The following is a 23,883-nucleotide window of genomic DNA, read 5'->3' as shown; positions in this document are numbered from 1 at the left end:
CCGCCCGGCCGCCGTCAGGCCGGCACGCGCAGCCGCTTGGCGAAGCACACGCTGTACGGGTTGCCGACGTACTCGCCGTAGACCGGGATCGGCTCGTAGCCGCTGGAGGTGTAGAGCCCGATCGCGGCCGGCAGGTACGTGCCGGTCTCCAGGCGGAGCTCCCCGTACCCCTGCTGGAAGGCCAGCTCCTCCAGCGCGGTAAGCAACTGCCGGGCGATGCCCCGCCCCCGGTACGCCGGGCGGACGTACATCCGCTTCACCTCACCGGTGCCGGCGTCGAGCGCCTGGATCCCGCCGCAGGCGACCGCCCGCCCGTCGGCGACCACCGCCAGGTAGCGGATGTCGTCGTGGGTGACGGTCGCCTGGCCGTCCAGCCCGCCGTCGGCCGCCCGCAGCTCGCGCTGCTGGGCGGTGACCAGGGCGTCGATCTCCGGATCGGTGGCGGGGCGGGACTCGATCAGCATCAGGCCACGCTAGGCGGCGGGGATTTCGGGCAGGTTTCCGGCAGTCGACCCGCTCACGGAGCGCGACCGGCTATCCGGCGTCGTCCTCCGTGGCGGCGCGGGAGGCGCCGAGCCCGTGGGCCGGGCCCGCCCCGCCGGACGGGCCGGCGTCCCGGGCCGGGCCGGCCTCGTCGAAGTCGCCCCCGACCGACTGGTCGACGTCGTCCGAGACGTCGGCGTCGGTGCCCTCGAACTCGTCCTCCGGACGCTGCCGGCGGGCCTTGCGGGCCGCCAGCCGCTCGGCGGCGGACGCCCGGGTGGACTTCTCCTCCAGCCGGACGTCGGTCCCCCGGTTGCCGGGGATGAAGTCGGCCCCGGCGTAGAGGGTCGGCTGCCAGTCGAACTCCCGCTCGCCGATCCGCACCAGGTCGCCCGGTTCCGCGCCGGCCTTGCCCAGCTTCTCCTCGACGCCCAGGCGGGCCAGCCGGTCCGCCAGGTAGCCCACGGCCTCGTCGTTGTCGAAGTTCGTCTGCCGCACCCACCGCTCGGGACGGACGCCGCGCACGACCCAGGCGCCGTCCGGGGCGGCCTCGATGGTGAAGCCGGCGTCGTCGACCGCCCGGGGCCGGATCACGATCCGGGTCGCCTCGGCCGGCGGCGCGGCCCTGCGTCCCTGCTCCACCAGCTCCGCCATGGCGTACATGAGCTCCTTGAGCCCCTCCCGGGTCGCCGCGGAGACCTCGAACACCCGGAAACCGCGCTCCTCCAGGTCGGGACGGACGATCTCGGCCAGGTCCCGGCCGTCCGGCACGTCGACCTTGTTGAGCGCCACCAGCCGGGGGCGGTCGGCCAGGCCGCCGTACTCGGCCAGCTCGGCCTCGATGGTGTCGATGTCGGCGACCGGATCCCGGCCGGGCTCCAGGGTGGCGGTGTCGATGACGTGCACCAGCACCGCGCAGCGCTCGATGTGCCGCAGGAACTCCAGGCCGAGACCCTTGCCGGTGGCCGCCCCGGGGATCAGGCCGGGCACGTCGGCGACGGTGAAGGTGTGGTTGTCCAGCCGGACCACGCCCAGGTTGGGCACCAGGGTGGTGAACGGGTAGTCGGCGATCTTCGGCTTGGCGGCTGAGATCACCGAGATCAGCGACGACTTGCCGGCCGACGGGAAGCCCACCAGCCCGACGTCGGCGACGCTCTTGAGCTCCAGCACCACGTCGAGCTGCTCGCCGGGCTCGCCCAGCTCCGCGAAGCCGGGGGCCTTGCGCCGGGCGTTGGCCAGCGACGCGTTGCCCCGGCCGCCGCGCCCGCCCCGGGCCACCTCGAAGGTCGTACCCTCACCGACCATGTCGGCCAGGACCGTGCCGTCGGGGGCCTGCACCACGGTGCCGTTCGGCACCTTGAGCACGAGGTTGCGCCCGTTGGCGCCGTCCCGGTTCGAGCCGGCGCCACCCTTGCCGTTCTCGGCCTTCACGTGCGGGCGGAAGTGGAAGTCGAGCAGCGTCGTCACCTGCGGGTCGACCACCAGGGACACGCTGCCGCCGTGCCCGCCGTTGCCGCCGTCGGGGCCACCGAACGGCTTGAACTTCTCCCGGTGGATCGAGGCACAACCGTGCCCGCCATCGCCGGCCTGCAGGTGCAGGACGACCCGGTCAACGAACGTCGCCACGGGCGTCAATCCTTCCAGCGAGGTTCACGCCCCGCACGAGAAAAGGCGAAGCGGGCCGGGACACGAGGTCCGCGGCCCGCTTCGCCGGAAGACTACTGCTGCGGCACGATGCTGACGGTCTTGCGACCGCGCTTGGTGCCGAACTGGACCGCACCGGCGGCCAGCGCGAAGAGCGTGTCGTCTCCGCCGCGGCCGACCAGGTCACCGGGGTGGAACTTGGTGCCACGCTGACGGATGAGGATCTCACCCGCGCTGACGACCTGACCACCGAAGCGCTTCACGCCGAGCCGCTGGGCCGCGGAGTCACGACCGTTGCGCGAGCTGGACGCACCCTTTTTGTGAGCCATCTGAGGACGACCTACTTCCCGCTGGAGATGCCGGTCACCTTGACCTGGGTCAACGGCTGGCGGTGACCCTGGCGCTTGTGGTAGCCGGTCTTGTTCTTGAACTTGTGGATCCGGATCTTCGGGCCCTTGGTGTGCGCGGCGATCTCGCCGGACACCGCGACCTTGGCAAGCTTCGCCGCGTCGGTCACCAGGTCGTCACCGTCGACGAGGAGCACCGCGGTGAGCTTCACCGCGTCGCCGGGGGCACCGACGAGCTTCTCGACCTCGATCACGTCGCCCTCGGCGACCTTGTACTGCTTGCCGCCGGTCTTGACGATCGCGTACATCGGAGGCGGACTCCCTGTCGTTGAGGCTGCTGGCGGGTGTTCCCGCGGCGGCTCGCCGGGTAGCAGAGGCACGGCGGCGCGGGCACGCGAGAACTCGGTACACCAAAGTGCACCGCAGGCCAGCGTACGCCATCGGAGGGCCGACGCCCAAACCGGGCCCCGCCGGTCAGCGGGCGCAGAGCTGGTCGAGGCGCTGCCGGAGCCGGTCCAGCTCGGTCTCGTCGATCGAGTCGACGTCGGTGCCCAACGTGCCGACCTCCGCCGCCATGTCCGCGAGAAGGGTCTTGAGCTGCGCGTCCTCGGCCCGGGTCGACTCGCGCCGCAGCGTGCCGCGCCAGTCGGTCAGCGCGGTGGAGATGCGGTCCCGGGCGGTCCGGGCCGCCGTGGCGTCGTCCGCCCCGACCGCCGCGACCATCTTGCCGAGTTCCTCGACGTACGTCCGCACGGCCGTCTCGCCGGCCCGCTGTGCCGCGGCACACACCTCGGGCGCGTTGCCGCCGGCCGCCCCGCTGCCGGCCCCCGGCCCGGTGCCGGTGGGCCCGCCCGGCGTGGCGCCACCGGTCGGCGCGTCGCCGGCCGGGCCGGCCCGCTCCGGGCGCTCGGCCGCGCACCCGGCGCCGGCGAGCAGGGCAGCGGTGAGCGCGGTGACGGCGAGCAGACGGCGCATCGTTCTTCTCCTGACCGCAGGCGGCCGATCGTGGCCGGGGATCGACCATACGACAGGGCCCCTCCCGCCGGACATCAGCGGGAAGGGGCCCTGTCACACGTCGGGTCGGTCAGCCGGTCACGGCCGGGTACGCCGCCGCGCGCCGCTGCGGCGGGAGCGGCGCCGGCCGGAGCCGCCCTCCGACTCGTCGCCGTCGGCGTCGGAGAGCGCGTCCGGGTCGTCCGGGGCGGCCAGCCGGGCCGACTCGCCCGTCTGGCTGTCGGCGACCTCTCCGGCGGCGGCGGTGTCCGCCTCGTAGCGGGACAGGTCGTAGCCCATGGTGTCGTGATACTCGGTCTCCGGGCCGGCGTCGGCGTCGGTCTCGGTGACCTCGGCCACGGTGCGCTCGGCCGGCGCGCTCTTGCGCGCCCGCCGCCGGGACGCCCCGGCGCCCTGCTCCGCCGCCGCCGGGGCGGCCACGGCCGAGGCGACCGCCTTGACCTTCTCCCCCGCGCCGCCGCCGGAGCGCGGCTTCTCCGGCACCGGCTCGGTGTGGATGATCAGGCCCCGGCCCTTGCAGCACTCGCAGGTCTCGCTGAACGCCTCCAGCAGGCCCGCGCCGATCCGCTTGCGGGTCATCTGCACCAGACCGAGGGAGGTGATCTCGGTGACCTGGTGCTTGGTACGGTCCCGGCCCAGGCACTCGGTCAACCGGCGCAGCACCAGCTCGCGGTTGGACTCCAGCACCATGTCGATGAAGTCGATCACGACGATGCCGCCGAGGTCGCGCAGCCGGAGCTGGCGGACGATCTCCTCCGCCGCCTCCAGGTTGTTCCGGGTGACCGTCTCCTCCAGGTTGCCACCGGAGCCGGTGTACTTGCCGGTGTTGACGTCGATGACCGTCATCGCCTCGGTCCGGTCGATCACCAGCGACCCGCCCGAGGGGAGGAAGACCTTGCGGTCCAGCCCCTTGATGATCTGCTCGTCGATCCGGTACTCGGCGAAGACGTCGGCCGCGCCGACGTGCCGGCGGAGCCGGGCGACCAGGTCCGGCGAGACGTGCGACAGGTACGACTCGACCATGTCGTACGACTGCTCGCCCTCGATCACCAGCTCGCGGAAGTCCTCGTTGAACAGGTCCCTGACGACCCGGATGACCAGGTCGGGCTCCTCGTAGAGCAGCACCGGGGCGCCGCCCTCGGCCGCCTTGGCCTGGATGTCCTCCCACTGCGCCTGGAGTCGCTTGACATCGCGCGCCAGCTCGTCCTCGCTGGCGCCCTCGGCGGCGGTCCGGACGATCACGCCCGCGCCGTCCGGCACCAGCTTCTTCAGCACGTCCCGCAGCCGCTTGCGCTCGGTGTCGGGCAGCTTGCGGCTGATGCCGGAGGCGTTGCCGTGGGGCACGTAGACCAGGTGCCGGCCGGAGAGCGCGATGTGGCTGGTCAGCCGGGCGCCCTTGTGGCCGATCGGGTCCTTGGTGACCTGCACCAGCACCGAGTCGCCGGAGCGCAGCGCCTGCTCGATCGAGCGGGCCCGCCCCTCCAGGCCGGTGGTGTCCCAGTTGACCTCGCCGGCGTACAGGACGGCGTTGCGACCGCGCCCGATGTCGACGAACGCCGCCTCCATGCTGGGCAGGACGTTCTGCACCTTGCCGAGGTAGACGTTGCCGGCCATGGTGCCGGAGGAGTTGCGGGTGACGTAGTGCTCGACGAGCACCCCGTCCTCCAGGACGGCGATCTGGGTGCGGTCGCCGCGCTGGCGTACCGCCATCACCCGGTCGACGGCCTCCCGGCGCGCCAGGAACTCCGACTCGCTGAGGATCGGCGGCCGGGTCCGGCGCTGCTCGCGGCCGTCGCGGCGGCGCTGGCGCTTGGCCTCCAGGCGGGTGGAGCCGGAGACGCCCTGCACCTCGTCCACGGTCTTGCGCGGCTCGCGGATCTTGACGACCGTCGGCACGCCGTCGTCGGCGCCCGCCTCCACGTCGCCGGCGCCCCGGCGGCGGCGACGCCGACGGCGGCGGGTCAGGGCGTCGCCGCCCTCGGCCTCCTCGTCCTCGTCGCCCTCGGGCTCCTCCGCCTCGGCCTGCGCGGCCTCCTCGGACTCCTCGTCCTCGGCGTCGTCCGCGCCACCCTTGCCCCGGCCACGGCCGCGACGGCCACGGCGGCGCCGGCGGCGGGCCGCGGCGCTCTCGTCCTCGTCCTCGTCTTCGTCCTCGGCGGCCTCCTCGGCCTCCTCGGTCGGCTCCTCGGGCTCGACGGCCTCGACCGCCTCGACGTCGCGGCGGCCGCGCCGGCGGCGGCGCGCCGGCTCGGCGGGCTCCTCCGCGGCGGGCTCCTCCGGCTCCGGCTCCGGGGCCGGCGCCACGACCCGGGCGACCGGGACGTCCTCCGGCTGCGGGGCCATGAACAGCACGGTGGGCGCGGAGAGCGCGGCCCGCCGGCGGCGGGTGCGCGGTTCCGGCTCGACGGCCGGCTCCGGCTCGGGCTCGACGGCCGGCTCGGGCTCGACGGCCTCGGTCGGCTCCTCCTCGGCGGGCGGGGTGACCGCCACGCCCGGCGGGACCTCGCCGGAACGGCTCTCGGCGCCGCTGACGGCGGCGGGCGGGGCGGCGGCGCCGAACCCGGTGCCGGCCTCCGGCTCGATCCCGGCGGTGGCCGGCGGCTGCTCCGCGGGCGTGGTGCCGGTCGGCCCGGCGACGCCGGTCGGGGTCTCCGCGGCCAGCTCGGCCGCGGCGGGGGCGACCTTCTTCCGGCGGGTACGCGTCGCCTTGGCCGGCGGCGCGGCCGGCTCGGCGGCTGCCTGGTCCGCCGCGGCCGGCGCCTCCGCGGCGGGCGGCGCGGTGACATCGGGGGCCTGCCCGGCGGCCTCGTCGGACGGCACGGTGGTGTCCTCGGCGGCCTTCGCGGTGGTGGCCTTGCGGCGGCGGCGCGTCGCCTTCGGCGCGGCGTCGAGGTCGCCGGAGACGGGGGCGAACACCTCGGCCTGGGGCGCCTCGCCACTGCCCGCCACGGACGCCGTGGACGCCTCGACCGGCACCTCGGTCTGCTCCGGCTGGTTCAGCGGCGTGGCCCGCCGCCGGGTCGTACGCCGTCGGACCGGCGCGGCCGGGGCCTGCTCGGCCCCGCCGGCTCCGGCGTCGGCGGCGTTCTCCGCCCCGGCGGCGTTCTCGACGGTGCTGTTGGCGGCGGTCTCGTCGGCCGGCTGTGAACCGGTCCGTTCGCCGCCCTCGGGCTCGTTCTCGAGCATGGACGTTCTCCAGTTCTGGCTGCCCCGGGCGCGGGTGAGCGCTGCCACGCAGGGTCGCCGCAAAAGTGTTTCCGCCGGGCGCGCACGGTGCGCGACCGCCGAAGTCTGCCTACCTGAACGTCGACCGACGGTCAGCGTTCACCGATGGTTGCCCCGTCGCGGTCCGCGTCCAACGGATCCGCGATCGCATCCTGCGCGGTCAGCGTGCCCTGTGCCAGCCGGATCACCCTCGGTGAGACCGGCGGCTCCAGGTCGGCCACCACGCGGAGGCCGGAAAGGACGTCATCGGGCCGCACGGAGGGGGTGACCTGCCGCACGACCAGTTCGAGTATCGCACACGGTACGGCCGGTGCCCCGGAAGGCGTCTCCGGCGACGCGATCACATCGATGCGCATCACCGCGGCCCGGGCGTCGAAGGTGCGCCGGCCCTGCTTGGTCATCCGCTCGACCAGCACCTCCTCGGCGGCCGTGAAGGCGGAAACCGCCCGTTGCAGGACGGCCGGGTCGACCTCGGGCAGCTCGATGCGCCAGTGTGACGCCTCGATCCGGTCGGCAAGACTTCCGCCGGCGGCCACGACGGCGTCGAGCACGTCGAGACCCGGCGAGAGGGCGGCGTCGAGCGCGGCGCGCAGCTCCGCCGGGTCCACCTGCTCGCGGAGGCCGATCTCCAGGTACTCGGCCTCGCTCGCCACGCCCGTCGGGGCGGCGCTGGCGTACGAGATCTTGGGGTGCGGGGTGAAGCCCTGGGAGAAGGCGATCGGCACGCCCGCCCGGCGCAGCGCCCGCTCGAACGCCCGGGCGAAGTCCCGGTGCGAGGTGAAACGCAGCGGGCCGCGCTTGGCGTACCGGATCCGGACCCGCTGCACGACGGGTGCCTGACCGCCCTCTGGCTGTGGTTTCCTACTGATCGTCGTGCTCCTCGTGTCGGAACCGGTTGATCGTGGCGGCACTGCTCGCGACTCGCGTGCCGCTGACGATGACCACATGATCGACCCGGCGCACGACGGGCGGTGCCCGCCGTGCGCCGAGGGCTACTGCTGGGCGCCGGTGGGGAGCTTCAGACCGTTGATCGGGGTGAGCGGGAGGAGCTTCTTCCCGGTCGGGCCGATCTGGATCTCGGTGTCCATCGACGGGCAGACGCCGCAGTCGAAGCACGGGGTCCACCGGCAGTCGTCCTGCTCGTACTCGCTGAGCGCGTCCTGCCAGTCCTGCCAGAGCCAGTCCTTGTCCAGGCCCGAGTCCAGGTGGTCCCAGGGCAGGACCTCCAGCTCGTCGCGCTGGCGGGTGGTGTACCAGTCGAGGTCGACCCCGAAGGTCGGCAGCACCTCGGTCGCCGCCTCCACCCAGCGCTGGTAGGAGAAGTGCTCGCTCCAGCCGTCGAACCGGCCGCCGTTCTCCCACACCCGGCGGATCACCGCGCCGACCCGCCGGTCGCCCCGGCTGAGCAGGCCCTCGATCAGCGACGGCTCACCGTCGTGGTAGCGGAAGCCGATCGCCCGGCCGAGCGACCGGTCCGCGTTGATCGCCTGCTTGAGCATCTTGAGCCGGCCGTCGATGACCTCCGGCCGCTCCATCGGCGCCCACTGGAACGGGGTGTGCGGCTTCGGCACGAAGCCGCCGATGGAGACCGTGCAGCGGATGTCCTTCGAGCCGGTGGCGGCCCGGCCGGCCCTGATGACCTCGTGGGCCATGTCCGCGATCTCGAGGACGTCCTCGTCGGTCTCGGTGGGCAGGCCGCACATGAAGTACAGCTTCACCTGCCGCCAGCCGTTCGTGTACGCGGTCACGACGGTGCGGATCAGGTCTTCCTTCGACACCATCTTGTTGATGACCTTGCGGATCCGCTCCGACCCGCCCTCGGGGGCGAAGGTCAGGCCGGTACGCCGACCGTTGCGGGACAGCTCCTGCGCGAGGTCGATGTTGAACGCGTCGACCCGGGTCGACGGCAGCGAGAGCGAGACGTTCGTGCCCTCGTACTGCTGGGCCAGGCCGGAGCACATGTCGCCGATCTCGGAGTGGTCCGCCGACGACAGCGACAGCAGGCCCACCTCGTGGAAGCCGGAGAACTCCAGCCCCTCCCGCACCATCTGCCCGACGGTGGTGATGGAGCGCTCGCGTACCGGCCGGGTGATCATGCCGGCCTGGCAGAACCGGCAGCCCCGGGTGCAGCCCCGGAAGATCTCCACCGCGTACCGCTCGTGCACGGTCTCCGCGAGCGGCACCAGGGGCTTCTTCGGGTACGGCCAGGCGTCCAGGTCCATGGTCGTGCGCTTGTGCACCCGGAACGGCACGTCCGGCCGGTTCGGCACGACCCGCTGGATGCGGCCGTCGGGCAGGTAGTCCACGTCGTAGAAGCGCGGCACGTAGACGCTCTCGGTGCGGGCCAGGCGCAGCAGCAGCTCGTCGCGCCCGCCCGGGCAGCCCTCGGCCTTCCACTCCCGCACGATCCCGGTGATCTCCAGCACCGCCTCCTCGCCGTCGCCGAGCACGGCGGCGTCGACGAAGTCGGCGATCGGCTCCGGGTTGAACGCGGCGTGGCCGCCGGCCACGATCACCGGGTCGGCGTCGGTGCGGTCGGCGGCGAGCAGCGGGATGCCGGCCAGGTCGATCGCCGTGAGCAGGTTGGTGTAGCCCAGCTCGGTGGAGAAGGAGACGCCGAAGACGTCGAAGTCGCGCACCGAGCGGTGCGCGTCGACGGTGAACTGCGGCACGCCGTGCGCGCGCATCAGCTTCTCCAGGTCCGGCCAGACCGCGTAGGTCCGCTCGGCGAGCACGTCGGGCAGCTCGTTGAGCACCTCGTAGAGGATCTGCACGCCCTGGTTGGGCAGGCCGACCTCGTAGGCGTCGGGATACATCAGCGCCCAGCGCACGGCCGCCGCGTCCCAGTCCTTGACCACCGCGCCCAGCTCGCCACCGACGTACTGGATGGGCTTGGTCACCTGGGGCAGCAGCGGCTCCAGCCGGGGCCAGACCGAATTGGCCGCGGCGGGGCGCGGCGTGGTGGACGGGACGCTCATGATGCCCAAGGGTACGCGGCCCGGCGGCGGCCACCGCGCGCACGCCGGTCACCGCGCCCCCGGGTCGCCGGTAGCCGCGCCCCGGCACGCCGGCCACCGCCGTCCCGGGCACGTCGCGGCGCCGCGCGCGGGGCCCGTCCGGCCCCTCCCGGTGCCGGCGACGGCGGTGGCCGGAATCGCCCCGCTGGCGCGTCGGTACTAACCTCGGACCGGCGCGAGAGGAGATTGCCGCGATGCCGCAGCCGCAGCCGGGCACGGACCGGCCGGCCGACGGGAGCCCCCCGGGTCAGGACAAGGTTCCGGATCCGGCGGTCACCGAGGAGCCCCCGACCTCCCCCGCAGCACCCGCCCCCGCCGGCGGCACGGGCCCGGAGGGCACCCGTGAGCTGCCCACCGACGATCCCGGGCCGACCGCGACGACCGACGTCGCGCAGGACGCGGACGACGCCGGGCCGCACGCCGCCGGTGCGGCCGCCGCACGGCCGGACACCGGCGACGCCACCGCGCCGCAGGGCGAGCGGGTCAGCGGTCACCCCGTCACGCAGGGCCCGTACGACGCCACCGCGCCGCGGGACGCCGACGACACCGGGACGGAGAGCACCCGCGACGCCAAGCCCGGGCGGCCGACCGGCACCGGCCCGGAGGGCACCCGCCTGCTGCCCGACGACGCCCCGCCGGCCGTGGGGCCGCAGGGCACCCGGATGTTCCCCGCCGACGAGCGACCGGCCGTGGGGCCGCAGGGCACGCGGATGTTCCCCGCCGACGAGCGACCGGCCGCGCCGGCCGCGCCCCGGTGGAGCGGCTCGGCGGCGGTTCCCCCACCGAAGCCGCGCAAGCGGGCCTGGGGCGAGTCGGCCGAGATCCCCCCGGTGCCGGCGCCTCCGCCGGCGCCCCCGCCCGAGCAGCCCGAGCACCGCACCCCGGTCGACCCGTGGGCGGGCGCGGACACCAGCGGGTGGGACCTGCCACCGCCCCCGCCGCCCCCGCCGACGCTGCCCTACCCCGCCGCGCCGTCGACCCGGCCGTACTCCGGGCCGCCGTCACCACCCGTACCGTCCCCCGCGCCGCCGGAGCCACCGCGGCCCACGCCGCCCCGGGTCGCGTACCCGGCCGCCCCGCCGCCGGCCCGCCCCGTCTCCCCGCCACCCGTGGCGTCGTACCCCGTCTCCCCGCCGCCGGTCTCCCGGGCGCCCGCCCCGGCCCGGCCGGCGCCTCCGCCGCCAACGCCGCCCAGGGCGCCCAGGCAGCGTCGGGCGACGGCGCCGCCGGCCGGGCCGCCGCCCGGCCCGCAGGCCCCCAGGGGGTACGCCCCCACGCCCGCCCGCAAGCGTCGCCGCTGGCCGTGGATCCTGCTGCTCATGCTGGCGTGCTGCTGCGGCTGCCCCGCCTACTACGGGGTGCCGATGGCGTCGCAGTACCCGGCCGAGGCCAGCCTGCCGGCCGAGGTGGCCGACCTGCGGCTGCGCGACGACAACACCAGCAAGGCCACCGCCAAGCAGTTGGAGGCGGACGTGCGCAAGGCGCACTGGCTGGCGGAGGACACCTTCGCCGGCGTCTACGCCACGCCCGCCGGCAAGCGGGTGACGATCTTCGGCGGCACCGGCTTCCGGTTCACCCCGGAGTCCGACGCGGAGGACGAGATCACCCGGCTCACCGGGCAGTACTCCCTCGGCGAGGCCCAGGTGGTCGACACCGGCGTACGCGGCCGGCACCAGCGCTGCGCGGTCGGCCGCGCCGACGGCCAGGACGTGGTGGTGTGCACCTCCGTCGACCACGGCAGCATCGCCACCGCGGTCTTCACCCGGCTCTCCCTCGACGACAGCGCCACCCTGCTCGGCACCCTGCGGGAGCAGATGGTCACGACCAACCAGAAGTAGGTCCTCGCGGCCCGACCGGCTCCACGCCGTCGACGCCGGGGCAGCGGCGTGCGCGGCTCCGGCTGCCCCGTGACCGGGTCAGGCCGGGGCGTCGCCCGGGGTGGCGGAGTGCGCGCGCGGCGGGGCGTAGCGGGGCACGTACTCCTGGCCGGTGAGCTTCTGGATCTCGGCCATGACCTCGTCGGTCATCTCGCGCAGCGAGGTGCGGTCGTCCGGCCGCCCGGTGAAGTCCAGCGGCTTGCCGAACCGAATGGTGATCTTGGCGCGGCCGGGGCGGGGCACCCGGGTGCCGATGGGCTGGGCCTTGTCGGTGCCGGTCATGCCGACCGGGATGATCGGCACGCCGGCCGCCACGGCCAGCCGGGCCGCGCCGGTGCGCCCCCGGTAGAGCCGGCCGTCGGGCGACCGGGTCCCCTCCGGATAGACCGCGACCAGGTCGCCGGCCTTGAGCACCGGGATGGCGGCGTCGAACGCGGACAGGGCCGCGCGACCGCCGGCCCGCTCGACGGGGATGGCGCCCAGGCCGGTGAGCACGTGCTTGGAGAGGGCGCCCTTCGGGCCGGTGCCCTTGAAGTACTCCGACTTGGCCCAGAACGCCAGGTGCCGGGGGACCACGGTGCCGAGGAACAACTCGTCGGCGACCGAGAGGTGGTTGCCCGCGAAGATCGCACCCCCTGTGTCCGGAATGTGCTCCAGCCCCTCCACGGTCGGACGGAAGGCCAGCCGGAGCGCGGGCGCCACGGTGAGCTTGCCGATGGTGTAGAGCAGGGGCACTGGTCCTCCGGCGGAGTGTGTGCGAACAGGCGGTGTCACCGTAACCGACGGGTCCACGGGGCGTCGTCGGGGTGGCGCGTCGACCGCCTGGTGAGCGGGCGTGTCGGGGCCGGTGGGGGTGGTCCGGCGGCGCACCGCCGGACCACCCCGTCTCACCGGCTCATACCCTGCGGACGGCCACCGTCACCCGTTCGCCCTCGCCGACCTCCCCGGTGAAGCCGTCCACCCCGTCGGCGAAGTCTACGGAGTCGGCCAGCACCTCCCGGGCCACGAAGTCGGTGTACGCGGCCACCGCCGCCCGCACCTCCTCGGCGGCCGACACCGCCACCACGATCCGGTCCGAGACGTCCAGGTCGGCGTCGCGGCGGGCCTGCTGCACCACCCGCACGACGTCCCGGGCCAGCCCCTCCGCAGCCAGCTCGGGGGTGACCTCGGTGTCCAGCACGACCACGCCCTCGCCGCCGGGCAGCGGCGCGGAGTGCTCGGCGTCGGCGGCGACCAGGCGCAGCTCGTACTCGCCCTCGGCGAGGGTGACGCCGGCGGCGACGGGGGCGCCGTCGACCAGCTCCCACTCCCCCGCCTTGACCGCCTTGATGACCTGCTGCACCTGCTTGCCGACCCGCGGGCCGAGCGCGCGCGGCACCACGGTCAGCACCTGCTGGCAGTACGCCGACACCTCGTCGGTGAACTGCACCGCCTTCACGTTGACCTCGTCGGCGACCAGGTCGCCGAAGGGCCGCAGCTGCGCCGCGACGGGCGAGGCCACGGTCAGCGTCGACAGCGGCAGGCGCACCCGCAGGCCCTTGGCCTTGCGCAGCGACAGCGCCGCCGAGCAGACCTCCCGGGTGGCGTCCATCGCGGCGACCAGGTCGTGGTCGGCCGGGAACTCCCCGGCGGACGGCCAGTCGGTCAGGTGCACCGACCGCTCGCCGGTGAGGCCGCGCCAGATCTCCTCGGCGGTCAGCGGCGCCAGCGGCGCCACCACCCGGCACAGCGTCTCCAGCACCGTCCACAGGGTGTCGAAGGCGTCGGCGTCGCCGGACCAGAACCGGTCGCGGGAGCGGCGCACGTACCAGTTGGTCAGCGCGTCCAGGTAGGACCGCACGGTGGCGCAGGCGCCGGAGATGTCGTACGCGTCCATCTGCTCCTGGACCGTCGACACCAGCTCGTTGGTCTTCGCCAGCACGTACCGGTCGAGCAGGTGCGTGCTGTCCGTCCTCCGCCGCGCCGTGTGCCCGTCGGCGTTGGCGTAGAGCGAGAAGAAGTACCAGACGTTCCACAGGGGCAGCAGCACCTGCCGGACGGCGTCGCGGATGCCCGGCTCGGTCACGGCCATGTCGCCGCCGCGCAGCACCGGCGAGGACATCAGCATCCAGCGCATCGCGTCCGAGCCGTAGGCGTCGAACACGTGGTAGACGTCCGGGTAGTTGCGCAGGCTCTTGGACATCTTGCGCCCGTCGGAGCCGAGCAGGATGCCGTGGCTGAGGCAGTTGCGGAACGCCGGCCGGTCGAACAGCGCGGTGGCCAGCACGTGCATGGTGTAGAACCAGCCGCGGGTCTGGCCGATGTACTCGACGATGAAGTCGCCCGGGTAGTGGTGCTCGAACCAGTCGCGGTTCTCGAACGGGTAGTGCACCTGGGCGAACGGCATCGAGCCGGACTCGAACCAGCAGTCCAGCACCTCCGGCACCCGGCGCATCGTCGACTTCCCCGTCGGGTCGTCCGGGTTGGGGCGGACCAGCTCGTCCACCGCCGGCCGGTGCAGGTCGCTCAGGCGTACGCCGAAGTCGCGCTCGATCTCCTCCAGCGAGCCGTAGACGTCCGTCCGCGGATAGTTCGGGTCGTCGGACTTCCACACCGGGATCGGCGAGCCCCAGAACCGGTTCCGGCTGATCGACCAGTCCCGGGCGTTGGCCAGCCACTTGCCGAACGAGCCGTCCTTGATGTGCCCCGGCGTCCAGTTGATCTGCTGGTTCAGCTCGACCATCCGGTCCTTGAACCTCGTCACCGCGACGAACCACGACGACACCGCCTTGTAGACCAGCGGGGTGTCGCAGCGCCAGCAGTGCGGGTACGAGTGGGTGTAGGTGTCCTGCCTGAGCACCACCCCCCGCTCCTTGAGCTCCCGGATCACCGGCTTGTTGACGTCGAAGACCTGCTCGCCCTGGTACGGCGGCACCAGCCCGGTGAACCGGGTGTGGTCGTCCACCGTGACGATGGTGGGGATGCCGGCCGCGTTGCAGACGTTCTGGTCGTCCTCGCCGAAGGCCGGGGCCAGGTGGACGATCCCGGTGCCGTCCTCGGTGGTGACGAACTCCGCGCCGAGCACCTGGTAGGCGTTCGGGCCGGCCTGCTCGACGAGGAAGTCGAACAGCGGGGTGTAGCGGCGCCCGGCGAGGTCACGGCCAGAGACGGTGCCGACCTGCTCGTACCCCTCCAGCTCCTTGGCGTACGCGGCCAGCCGCGCCGCCCCGATGACGTACCGCTGGGCGTCGCGCTCCAGCACCGCGTACTCGATGTCGGGACCGACGGCGAGCGCCAGGTTGGACGGCAGGGTCCACGGCGTGGTGGTCCAGACGCCGAGCCGCACCGGCCCACGCACCAGCTCCGGCGCGCTCTCGTCGGGGGTCAGCGCGAACCAGACCGACAGCGTCGGGTCGTGCCGGTCCCGGTAGACGTCGTCCATCCGGGTCTCGGTGTTCGACAGCGGCGTCTCGCAGCGCCAGCAGTACGCCAGCACCCGGAAGCCCTCGTAGACCAGGCCCTTGTCGTGCAGGGTCTTGAAGGCCCACATGACGCTTTCCATGTAGTCCAGGTCGAGGGTCTTGTAGTCGTCGGCGAAGTCGACCCAGCGGGCCTGCCGGGTGACGTAGCGCTCCCAGTCGTGGGTGAACTCCAGCACGGAGGAGCGGCACGCCTCGTTGAACCGGGCCACGCCGAGGTCGAGGATCTCCGCCTTGCTGGTGATGCCGAGCTGCTTCTCGGCGACCACCTCGGCGGGCAGGCCGTGGCAGTCCCAGCCGAAGCGCCGCTCCACCCGGCGACCGCGCATCGTCTGGTAGCGCGGCACCACGTCCTTGACGTAGCCGGTGAAGAGGTGGCCGTAGTGCGGCAGGCCGTTGGCGAACGGCGGGCCGTCGTAGAAGACGTACTCGTTCTTGCCCTGGTCGCCGGCCGGCCTGGCCTCGACGGAGGCCTCGAAGGTCTTGTCGGCCGTCCAGTGCTCCAGGACCCGGCGCTCGACCGCGGGCAGGTCCGGGCTCGCCGGGACGCCGGCGGCGGTCGGGTCGTGCAACGGATAGACCATCGGGGGTCGCTCTCCTCGCGCAGCTCACTGTCGTGTGGGTCTGCGAGGACGAGCCTTCTCGGGTACGCCTCGACGGCGCCCCCGGGCAGGCCCGCGGTACCACCCCGCTTGGCGGCCAGGATCGACCGCCCGCTCGTTGGCCGGCTGTGACGGGCCGGACCCGTCCGGTTCTACTGGGCCGGGCGAACCGGCTGTTCTTCCGGAGGCTCACCGGTGATGGCCGGGTCATCGCCTTACGACCGTCAAGGTTACCCGACCACCCGGAAAGATCGCCGCCGAGTAACCCGCGACGACCCGACGTACGGGCGCCTCCGGGGCCCGCCCCGTCGGGTCGCCGGGCGGCGTGACCGGGCTCACGCCCGCCGGTGTCACGCCGCGTCCCCGCGCACCGTCGTATGGGTGTCAACACCGACCGGACCGAGGAGGGCCGTCATGCAACGGATCAACGTGGCCGAGGTGGCGCCGCAGGCGTACCAGGCCGTGCTGGGGCTGGAGAAGTACGTCCGGGCGAACGTCGGGCACACCGTGCTGGCGCTGGTGAAGCTGCGGGCGTCGATGCTGAACGGCTGCGCGTTCTGCGTCGACATGCACAGCCGCGACGCGCTGGCGGCGGGCGAGTCGGACCGGCGGCTCTTCGCCGTCGCCACCTGGCGGGAGGCGCCGTTCTTCGACGAGCGGGAGCGGACCGCGCTGGCGCTCACCGACGCGGTGACCCGGCTCGGCGAGCACGGCGTGCCCGACGACGTCTGGGACGCGGCGGCGAAGGTGTGGTCCGAGAAGGAACTCGCCGACCTGCTGATGGCGATCGCCACCATCAACGTGTGGAACCGGATCGCGGTGACCTGCCGCACCGACCTCCCGACGGAGGCGTGACGTCCGCGACGCGACGCAGGCGGCCGGTGCGCGCGACGCGCACCGGCCCGCGCCGGCGGGTGTGTCAGACCAGCTCGGGGAACCAGAGCGCGATCTCGCGCTTCGCGCTGTCCGGCGAGTCGGAGGCGTGCACCAGGTTCTCGCGGTTGGACAGCGACAGGTCGCCGCGGATCGTGCCGGCCGCCGCGCGCCGCCCGTCGGTCGCGCCGACGAGCCCGCGCACCACGTCGATGACCTGGTCGCCGGAGAGCACCAGCGCCACCAGCGGGCCGCCGGTCATGAAGTCCTTCAGCGGCGGGTAGAACGGCTTGTCGACGTGCTCGGCGTAGTGCTCGTCGGCCAGCGCGGCGTCCATCGTCCGGGACACCATCGCGTCGATCCGCAGCCCCTTGCGCTCGAAGCGGGAGATCACCTCGCCGACCAGCCCGCGGCGGACCGCGTCGGGCTTGATCAGTACGAGGGTGCGCTCATCGGGGCTGCTGCTGGACACGCTGGGTTCCTCCTGTGCGCGGAAGACGGTGGGGCTGGGTACGGTCAGCCTAGCGACCCGGTCCCGGCACCGGCGCGGCGGCCGGTCCTTCCTCCGGCGGCCGATCCGGCCTAGCCTGGCCCTTGACCCTCGGGAGGTCCACTGTGGCGAATGGCGGGAACCGGCCCATCGCACCGGTACGCAAGCTGATCGCCGCGGTGCTGGGCACCGTGGCCACCTTCGTCGTCCTCTTCGGCCTCGGCATGACCAGCTGGGCGATCGTGGCGCTCGGGGTCGCCCTGCTGGTGCTGGCCATCGCGCTGGCCACGGTGCGCGGGGGCGGTCGCACCTGGGTCGTCGGCGTCGGGCACGTGCACAGCGCCTCCGAGCCCCCCACCCAGTACGCCTTCGGCCGCTGCGAACTCCAGCTGGTGATCGACGCCCCGGGGCTGCCACCCCGGTCCAAGAAGATCATCGAGCCGCGGGTGCCGGTGGCGAAGTGGCCGTCGCTGGGCCAGACGCTGCCGATCCGGGTGGCCCTGGACGACCAGCGCCACGTCCGGGTGCTCTGGGACGACGTACCCACCCACGCGGAGACCGCCGCCGCCGTCGCGGCCGACCTGCCGCCCGAGTACGCGGGCACCGAGCCGCTGGACGACGTGCTGATCCAGCAGGAGGCCCCGCCGTGGGCTGACCGGGCGCCGGACGACGACTTCCGGGAGGACTACCGCGACGACTACCGGGACGGCTTCCGGGCGCCGGTGGGCGATCCGCTGGGCGACCCCGTCGGGGATCCGCTGGGCGATCCGCTCGGCGGGGACCGGGTCGGGCGGCCCGAGGAGCGCGAGCCCGTCGTGATGCACCAGCGTCCGGGTGGGCCGGTCGTGCTGGAGGGCACGCTCGTCGAGCAGCCCACCACCGGCACCCTGCCGCGCCGGGCCACCCCGACGCCCCGCCCGCCCGCCGAGGAGCGGTTCGACGCGCCCGGCGAGCGCCTCGACCCGCCCGCGCCGGCGGATCCGCTCGACCTGCCCCTGGACGATCCCGCCCCGCCGCGCGACCGGGTCCGCGACGAGCGGATCAGCCCGGAGGAACTGGACGAGGCGATCTTCGGTCCGGGCCCGGCGAGCGACGTCGACGAGGAGACCGCGGCGGCCGGCGACGAGTTCGGGGCGCCGATCGCCGGAGTGGGGCTGACCCTGCTGGTCACCGACCTGCCCCGCTCGCTCAACTTCTATCGCGACCTGGGCTTCACCGAGGTCGACCGGGGCTCCGGCAACGCGGTGCTCGCCTCCGGCACGACCCGCCTGGTGCTGCGCGAGGTGACCGAGGCGGCGCCGATCAGCCGCCGGCTGGTGCACGTCAACCTCGAGGTCGACGACATCGGCTCCGCGTACGAGCGGCTGCGCGGGACGGGCGTCCGGTTCACGTACGCCCCCCGGGTGGTCAACCGGGGCACGAAGCTGGAGGTGTGGGCGGCGGCGTTCCGCGACCCGGATGGTCACGGCATCGCCCTCACCCAGTGGCGGGAACGCGCCGAGGCCTGACCCGTCAGCCCAGGATGACCCGGCGCACGTGCAGGGCGTAGGCCCACACCAGGGCGAAGACGACGCCCAGCACCAGCAGCGACCAGTGCAGCAGGCCGGCCAGCATCAGCAGCCCCTGCAGAACGGTGCCGGCGTGCCAGGCCCACGGCCGGCGCATCATGCCGGCCAGCAGCACCGCCGCCACGGCCAGCGCCACCACCGCCCCGATCGCCGCGCCGCCGAGGTCGCCGCCGACCACCCGGATCGGCTGGATGGCCAGCACCAGCACCAGCGCCTCCAGGCTGAGCGTGCCGGCGCCGAGGCCACGTACGGCCCGCTCCGGGTTGCGCAGCCCGGAACGGCGCGGCGGTCGCCCGCCGGGGGTGCCGTCGGCCGCCCCGGCCGGGCGGTCGTCGCCCGCGGCGACCCGCTCCGGCCCGGTCATCGCTTCAACAGCCGGCGGGCGTCGGCCACGGTCACCACCGACCCGGTGACGAGCACCCCGACCCCGCTCAGCTCCCCCGGTACGTCCTCCTCGGCCATCGCCACCGCCGCCTCGATGGCGTCCGGCATCTCCTCGGCCACCTCCACCCGCTCGGGTCCGAAGACCTCCGCCGCCAGCGCGGCCAGCTCCCGGGCCGGCAGCGCCCGGGGCGAGCTGTTGCGGGTCACCACGACCTGGTCGACCACCGGCTCCAGCAGCTCCAGCAGGCTGGCCGCGTCCTTGTCCGCGAGGACGCCGACCACGGCGACGAGCTTGCTGAAGGCGAACTCCTCCTGGAGGGCCGCGACCGTGGCCGCCATCCCGTGCGGGTTGTGCGCCCCGTCGAGCAGGATGGTCGGCGCGCTGCGTACGCGCTCCAGCCGGCCGGGCGAGCTGGCGGTGGCGAAGCCCTCCCGGACCGCCTCGACGTCGAGCTGCCGCTTCGCCCCGGCGCCGAGGAACGCCTCGACCGCCGCCAGCGCCACCGCCGCGTTCTGCGCCTGGTGGGCGCCGTGCAGCGGGATGAACACCTCCTCGTAGACGCCGCCGAGGCCCTGGAGGGTGAGCACCTGCCCGCCGACGGCGACCGCCCGCCGCAGCACCCCGAACTCGGCGCCCTCCCGGGCGATGGTCGCGCCGACCTCGGCGCAGCGCTCCAGGATCGGCCCGGCGGCCTCCTCGTCCTGCGCCGCGGAGATCACCGTCGCGCCCTTGTGGATGATGCCCGCCTTGGCCAGCGCGATGTCCTGGATGGTGTCGCCGAGCCACTCGGTGTGGTCCAGCCCGACCGGGGTGAGCACGCACACCCCGGCCTGGATCACGTTGGTGGCGTCCTCGGCGCCGCCCAGGCCCACCTCGACCACCGCCACGTCCACCGGGGCGTCGGCGAAGGTGGCGAAGGCCAGCGCGGTCGTCATGTCGAAGTACGTCAGCGGCTCCGCCGAGCGCTCGTCGACCAGCCGGGCCAGCGGCTCGATCTCCCGGTACGTGGCGACGAACCGCCCCTCGTCCACCGGCTCGCCGTCCAGGCTGATCCGCTCCCGGACGCTCTCCAGGTGCGGGCTGGTGTAGCGGCCGGTGTGCAGCCCGAACGCCCGCAGCAGCGAGTCGATCATCCGGGCCGTCGAGGTCTTGCCGTTGGTGCCGGTCAGGTGGATCGACGGGTACGCCCGCTGCGGGCTGCCGAGCAGGTCCAGCAGCGACTCGATCTTGTCCAGCTCGAAGGCCATGCGGGTGAACCCGCGGCCGGCCAGCTCGGCCTCGACGGCGGCGAAATCGGTGCGGTCGGTCACGAGGGCAGCGCCTCCAGAGCAGCGTCGATGCGGACGAGGTCGGCCTCGGCGACGGCGAGCCGGTCGCGGATCTTGGCGACCACCGGCTCTGGCGCCTTGCCGACGAACGCCGGGTTGCCGAGCTTCGCCCGGGCCTGCGCGGCCTCCTTCTCGGCGGCGGCCCGGTCCTTGGTCAGCCGGGCCCGCTCGGCGGCCACGTCGATCGACCCCCGGGTGTCCAGGGCCACGCTCACCTCGCCGGGCATGGCGAGCGTCGCGCTGGCCTGGAACCCGTCGCCGGCCGGGTCCAGCCGCACCAGCGACCGGATCAGCGGCTCGTGCGCGGCGATGCCGGCGGCGGCGAGGCCGTCGAGCCGCGCGGCGACCCGCTGCGTCGGGCGCAGCCCCTGGTCCGAACGGAACCGCCGGATCTCGGTCACCACCCGCTGGAGGGTGCCGACCTCGACCTCCGCGGCGTCGTCGACTCCGGTACGGTCGGCGACCGGCCAGGCGGCAGTCGTCACCGTCTCGCCGCCGGTGAGCGCGGTCCACAGCTCCTCGGTGACGAACGGGATCACCGGGTGCAGCAGCCGCAGCAGCTGGTCCAGCACGTGCCCGAGCACCCGGCGGCTGGCCTCGGCGGCCGGCCCGTCCTCGGCGAGCACCGGCTTGGTCAGCTCCACGTACCAGTCGCAGACGTCGTCCCAGGCGAAGTGGTAGAGCAGGTCGCAGACCTTCGCGAACTCGTACGCCTCGAACTGCTCGTCCACCGCGGCGGTGACGTGCGCCAGCCGGGACAGGATCCACCGGTCGACCGTCGACAACGTGTCGGCCGCCGGCAGCGGCCCCTCGGTGTGCGCGCCGTTGAGCAGCGCGAAGCGGGTGGCGTTCCACAGCTTGTTGCAGAAGTTGCGGGAGCCCTGGCACCAGTCCTCGCTGACCGGCACGTCCCCGCCCGGGTTGGCGCCCCGGGCGAGGGTGAACCGGGTGGCGTCGGCGCCGTACCGGTCGATCCAGTCCAGCGGATCGACCACGTTGCCGAACGACTTCGACATCTTCTTGCCGTGCTGGTCGCGGACCATGCCGTGCAGGGCCACCGTCCCGAACGGCGGCCGGCCGTCCATCGCGTACAGGCCGAACATCATCATCCGGGCGACCCAGAAGAAGAGGATGTCGTAGCCGGTGACCAGCACGCTGGTCGGGTAGAACTTCGCCAGGTCGGGGGTCTGCTCCGGCCAGCCGAGCGTGGAGAACGGCCACAGGCCGCTGGAGAACCAGGTGTCCAGCACGTCGTCGTCCTGGTGCCAGCCCTCGCCGGTCGGCGGCTCCTCGTCCGGGCCGACGCAGACGATCTCGCCCTCCGGGCCGTACCAGACGGGGATGCGGTGGCCCCACCAGAGCTGCCGGGAGATGCACCAGTCGTGCATGTTGTCGACCCAGGCGAAGTACCGCTTGGCCAGCTCCGCGGGCTCGATCTTCACCCGGCCGTCGCGCACCGCGTCGCCGGCCGCCTCGGCCAGCGGGGTGGTGTTGACGAACCACTGGAGCGACAGCCGCGGCTCGACGGTCGTCCTGCACCGGGAGCAGTGCCCCACCGCGTGCACGTACGGCCGCTTCTCGGCGACGATCCGGCCCTGCTCGCGCAGTGCGGCGACGATCGCGGGACGGGCCTCGTACCGGTCCAGGCCCTGGAACGGGCCGTGCGCGGTGATGACGCCCCGCTCGTCCATGATCGTCAGCGACGGCAGGTCGTGCCGCTGGCCGATCTCGAAGTCGTTCGGGTCGTGCGCGGGGGTCACCTTGACCATGCCGGTGCCGAAGCTCGGGTCGACGTGCTCGTCGGCCACGATCGGAATCCGCCGGTCGGTCAACGGCACGGCCACCTCGGTGCCGATCAGGTGCCGGTAGCGCTCGTCGTCCGGGTGGACGGCGACCGCCGTGTCGCCGAGCATCGTCTCGGCCCGGGTGGTGGCGACCACGACGTCGTCGCTGTAGCGGATCGAGACCAGCTCGCCGTCGTCGTCGGTGTGCTCCACCTCGATGTCCGACAGTGCGGTCAGGCAGCGCGGACACCAGTTGATGATCCGGTTGGCCCGGTAGATCAGCCCGTCGTCGTAGAGCTTCTTGAACATGGTCTGGACGGCCCGGGACAGGCCCTCGTCCATGGTGAAGCGCTCACGGTCCCAGTCGACGGAGTCGCCGAGGCGGCGCATCTGGCCGAGGATCGCGCCGCCGGATTCGGCCTTCCACTGCCACACCCGCTCGACGAACTCCTCCCGGCCCAGGTCGTGCCGGGACAGGCCCTGGCCGGCGAGCTGCCGCTCGACCACGTTCTGGGTGGCGATCCCGGCGTGGTCCATGCCCGGCAGCCACAGCGCCTCGTGGCCCTGCATCCTCTTGCGCCGCACCAGCGCGTCCTGGACGGTGTGGTCCAACGCGTGGCCCATGTGCAGGGAGCCGGTGACGTTGGGCGGCGGGATGACGATGGTGAAGGGGGGCTTGTCGCTGTCCGCCGATGCCCGAAAGTGGCCGGCGGCTACCCACTGCTCGTACCGTCGCTGCTCCACCTCGCCGGGCTGGTACTGGCCGGCAAGGGTCGGGGCGTCGGGGCGTCGGGCATCCAGTCTCTCGGTCACCCTGAAAGTCTACGGAGGGCTTCCCGGGACCCGACGTGCGCCACCTGCCGTTCGCGTACGGTGTCGGCTATGTCCGACGCACATCTCACCGATCGCCCGGTCGACGACGGGTCCGAACCGATCGACCTGACCGACGAGCCCATCCAGCTCAGCCACCGGGACCCGGAGAACGCCCCGGTGCGGCGGGCCCCGCGGTCGCGTCGCCGGCGGGTGGCGTGGGCCGTGGCGGCGGTCGTCGGGCTCGCGGGAGCCGCGGTGCTGGGCACGGCCGGCTGGCGGGTCGCCCAGCAGAAGGACGCCGACCTGGCCACCCCGGACCGGGTGGCGGGCCTCGTCCGCGACGACAGCGACCGGGCCCGCAGCACCTCCGACTACCTGCGCAGCGGATTCGCCGCCGGCATCGACCTGGACAGCAGCTTCGGCACCGTCTACCGGGATCCCGCCGACGACAAGCGCCCGGTGCCGATCTTCGGCGGGACGACGGTGCTCTGGCAGCCGGAGCGCGACCTGGACAGCCTCTTCGACCTGCTGAGCGACGAGACCGGCAAGGTGACGGGGCTGCGCGAGGTGCCCGCCGGGCGCTTCGGAGGCGTGATGAAGTGCGGCATCACCAGTGGCGACGGCGGCGACTTCGCGGTGTGCGGGTGGGCCGACCACGGCAGCGTGGTGATGGCGATGTTCCCCGGCCGCTCCGTGAACGACGCCGGCGGGCTGTTCCGCGCCATGCGCGAGGAGATCCAGACCCGCGGCTGACGCCCTCCGTCGAGCCCGCCCGCGCCATACCTGCTGCGGGCAGGCTGCCGGACGTGAGTCTTCGGCGCCGCGTGCCGAGGCGACGAAAGGTCCGTAACGCAGTTCAGGGCCACCCCTTGCGGGGTGACCCTGAACTGAAAGATTGTCCGGCGGTGTCCTACTCTCCCACACCCTCCCGAGTGCAGTACCATCGGCGCTGGAGGGCTTAGCTTCCGGGTTCGG

At 73.7% G+C, this 23,883-nt stretch carries 17 protein-coding genes and 1 pseudogene; 4 read left to right on the top strand and 14 right to left on the bottom strand.

Annotated features, from left to right (window positions below; translation table 11 throughout):
• Positions 1–14: 14 nt before the first annotated feature.
• From AB0883_RS29105 to AB0883_RS29070, 8 genes and pseudogenes are all read right to left on the bottom strand, one after another.
• Entirely contained in the window at positions 15–464 is a 450-nt protein-coding gene (locus AB0883_RS29105) for a GNAT family N-acetyltransferase (RefSeq protein ID WP_366644494.1), read from the bottom strand.
• Positions 465–690: 226 nt separating this feature from the next.
• Positions 691–2,109: pseudogene (gene obgE / locus AB0883_RS29100) on the bottom strand (GTPase ObgE); the annotation flags it as partial.
• A gap of 92 nt (positions 2,110–2,201) precedes the next feature.
• Complete coding sequence (gene rpmA, locus AB0883_RS29095; protein ID WP_088975624.1) at positions 2,202–2,456, bottom strand: 50S ribosomal protein L27; 255 nt, start codon at positions 2,454–2,456, stop codon at positions 2,202–2,204.
• Positions 2,457–2,467: 11 nt separating this feature from the next.
• On the bottom strand, positions 2,468–2,782 hold the full coding sequence (gene rplU, locus AB0883_RS29090; RefSeq protein ID WP_088975625.1) for a 50S ribosomal protein L21: 315 nt from the start codon (positions 2,780–2,782) through the stop codon (positions 2,468–2,470).
• Between the two features lie 166 nt (positions 2,783–2,948).
• Entirely contained in the window at positions 2,949–3,449 is a 501-nt protein-coding gene (locus tag AB0883_RS29085) for a hypothetical protein (RefSeq protein WP_366644493.1), read from the bottom strand.
• Between the two features lie 117 nt (positions 3,450–3,566).
• Positions 3,567–6,674 (bottom strand): Rne/Rng family ribonuclease, encoded by a 3,108-nt coding sequence (locus AB0883_RS29080; protein ID WP_366644492.1) that lies wholly within the window; start codon positions 6,672–6,674, stop codon positions 3,567–3,569.
• 131 nt (positions 6,675–6,805) lie between these two features.
• Complete coding sequence (locus tag AB0883_RS29075; RefSeq protein ID WP_366644491.1) at positions 6,806–7,540, bottom strand: TIGR03936 family radical SAM-associated protein; 735 nt, start codon at positions 7,538–7,540, stop codon at positions 6,806–6,808.
• 165 nt (positions 7,541–7,705) lie between these two features.
• Positions 7,706–9,691: a TIGR03960 family B12-binding radical SAM protein gene (locus AB0883_RS29070; protein WP_366644490.1), complete on the bottom strand. Its 1,986-nt coding sequence runs from the start codon at positions 9,689–9,691 to the stop codon at positions 7,706–7,708.
• A gap of 749 nt (positions 9,692–10,440) precedes the next feature.
• Between AB0883_RS29070 and AB0883_RS29065 the strand changes: the two genes are divergently transcribed.
• On the top strand, positions 10,441–11,568 hold the full coding sequence (locus AB0883_RS29065; protein WP_366644550.1) for a hypothetical protein: 1,128 nt from the start codon (positions 10,441–10,443) through the stop codon (positions 11,566–11,568).
• A gap of 78 nt (positions 11,569–11,646) precedes the next feature.
• On the opposite strand, the gene AB0883_RS29060 is transcribed toward AB0883_RS29065, so the two are convergent.
• Positions 11,647–12,342, bottom strand: coding sequence for a lysophospholipid acyltransferase family protein (locus tag AB0883_RS29060; protein ID WP_366644489.1), 696 nt, complete (start codon positions 12,340–12,342; stop codon positions 11,647–11,649).
• A gap of 160 nt (positions 12,343–12,502) precedes the next feature.
• Complete coding sequence (ileS, locus tag AB0883_RS29055) at positions 12,503–15,649, bottom strand: isoleucine--tRNA ligase (protein WP_366644488.1); 3,147 nt, start codon at positions 15,647–15,649, stop codon at positions 12,503–12,505.
• A 432-nt stretch (positions 15,650–16,081) separates the two neighbouring features.
• On the opposite strand from ileS, the gene AB0883_RS29050 reads away from it, so the two are divergent.
• The gene (locus AB0883_RS29050) at positions 16,082–16,522 is read left to right on the top strand and encodes a carboxymuconolactone decarboxylase family protein (protein WP_366644487.1); all 441 of its coding nucleotides are present in this window, start codon (positions 16,082–16,084) and stop codon (positions 16,520–16,522) included.
• Between the two features lie 64 nt (positions 16,523–16,586).
• On the opposite strand, the gene ndk is transcribed toward AB0883_RS29050, so the two are convergent.
• Positions 16,587–17,012 (bottom strand): nucleoside-diphosphate kinase, encoded by a 426-nt coding sequence (gene ndk, locus AB0883_RS29045; RefSeq protein WP_132240451.1) that lies wholly within the window; start codon positions 17,010–17,012, stop codon positions 16,587–16,589.
• A gap of 143 nt (positions 17,013–17,155) precedes the next feature.
• Between ndk and AB0883_RS29040 the strand changes: the two genes are divergently transcribed.
• The gene (locus tag AB0883_RS29040) at positions 17,156–18,538 is read left to right on the top strand and encodes a VOC family protein (RefSeq protein WP_366644486.1); all 1,383 of its coding nucleotides are present in this window, start codon (positions 17,156–17,158) and stop codon (positions 18,536–18,538) included.
• 4 nt (positions 18,539–18,542) lie between these two features.
• Here the strand turns inward: AB0883_RS29040 and AB0883_RS29035 are convergent, their stop codons facing one another.
• The 3 genes from AB0883_RS29035 to AB0883_RS29025 are packed head-to-tail and all read right to left on the bottom strand — an operon-like array spanning position 18,543 to position 22,908.
• Complete coding sequence (locus AB0883_RS29035; RefSeq protein ID WP_366644485.1) at positions 18,543–18,962, bottom strand: DUF4233 domain-containing protein; 420 nt, start codon at positions 18,960–18,962, stop codon at positions 18,543–18,545.
• Positions 18,959–20,293: a folylpolyglutamate synthase/dihydrofolate synthase family protein gene (locus AB0883_RS29030; RefSeq protein ID WP_366644484.1), complete on the bottom strand. Its 1,335-nt coding sequence runs from the start codon at positions 20,291–20,293 to the stop codon at positions 18,959–18,961. The genes AB0883_RS29035 and AB0883_RS29030 overlap by 4 nt, the downstream gene beginning before the upstream one ends.
• Positions 20,290–22,908, bottom strand: coding sequence for a valine--tRNA ligase (locus AB0883_RS29025; RefSeq protein WP_366644483.1), 2,619 nt, complete (start codon positions 22,906–22,908; stop codon positions 20,290–20,292). The genes AB0883_RS29030 and AB0883_RS29025 overlap by 4 nt, the downstream gene beginning before the upstream one ends.
• 69 nt (positions 22,909–22,977) lie before the next feature.
• Between AB0883_RS29025 and AB0883_RS29020 the strand changes: the two genes are divergently transcribed.
• Entirely contained in the window at positions 22,978–23,661 is a 684-nt protein-coding gene (locus tag AB0883_RS29020; protein ID WP_366644482.1) for a hypothetical protein, read from the top strand.
• Positions 23,662–23,883 lie beyond the last annotated feature (222 nt).

The organism is Micromonospora sp. NPDC047812, assembly GCF_040704175.1.
Taxonomy (GTDB): domain Bacteria; phylum Actinomycetota; class Actinomycetes; order Mycobacteriales; family Micromonosporaceae; genus Micromonospora.
This window is presented reverse-complemented; position numbering and strand designations above follow the sequence as displayed.